Origin of the sequence: Undibacterium sp. MH2W (assembly GCF_049340215.1) — a bacterium.
Classification (GTDB): Bacteria; Pseudomonadota; Gammaproteobacteria; order Burkholderiales; family Burkholderiaceae_D; genus Undibacterium.
In genome coordinates, this window is the sequence record NZ_JBMPPA010000024.1 from 1 (window position 1) to 662 (window position 662).

1 protein-coding gene is annotated in these 662 nt (G+C 49.7%); it reads right to left on the minus strand.

What is annotated here, in order from left to right; translation table 11 throughout:
- The coding region (locus tag ACO0K2_RS19695) for a hypothetical protein (protein WP_423021762.1) at positions 1-662 on the minus strand (662 nt) is incomplete at both ends.

Genomic DNA, 662 nt, shown 5'->3' on the forward strand with positions numbered 1-662 from the left:
GTCAATACGTCACCAGCGATAAATGGGGTAGAAGCCCCGGTTGTTCGTGCGTAAGCGCTAAGAGTCACTGAAGTAGTCGATTGTGCGGTAACACCGACAACGATTGACGCACTATTAGACACGTCTTGTGCGTGACACGCCCATCCGACAGATGAAGCAGGCATCGTAACCACACCGGAACCGGTAGGGCTTGAGCCAACGATGATTTTGAATGCTGCTGTTGTGTACGCCGAAATTTGAGGTGAAGTTCCAAACCCTGATGCAATGGTTGGAGCTGTAGAACTGACAAACACGTTTCCGCTCGAGCTTGCATAGCTGCTCGCCACCAGTTTTGTAGTGGCATTCACTGTCGCCGCACATACTATCGAGCCGCAATCAGTCGTGGTACCAAATAACCAGTGTCCATTTGATATTAAGCGCCCGCCCTGCGTGCCAGCTGATGTCCCGAAAACAACCGGACCAGCACTGGTCACTGCTGCAGTAGGACCCACAAACATATTGTTCGCGTTGTCGACCGTGAGCATTTGAATGTTATTTCCAGCAGTATCACGGATCGCGTAGTACTGCTGGTTGGCTAGTACTACGTCGCCATTATAATTAACCCCAAATAATTGATTTGCTTGAGTTAATGCATTCGCTTGGATCACCCACTTATCACCGAT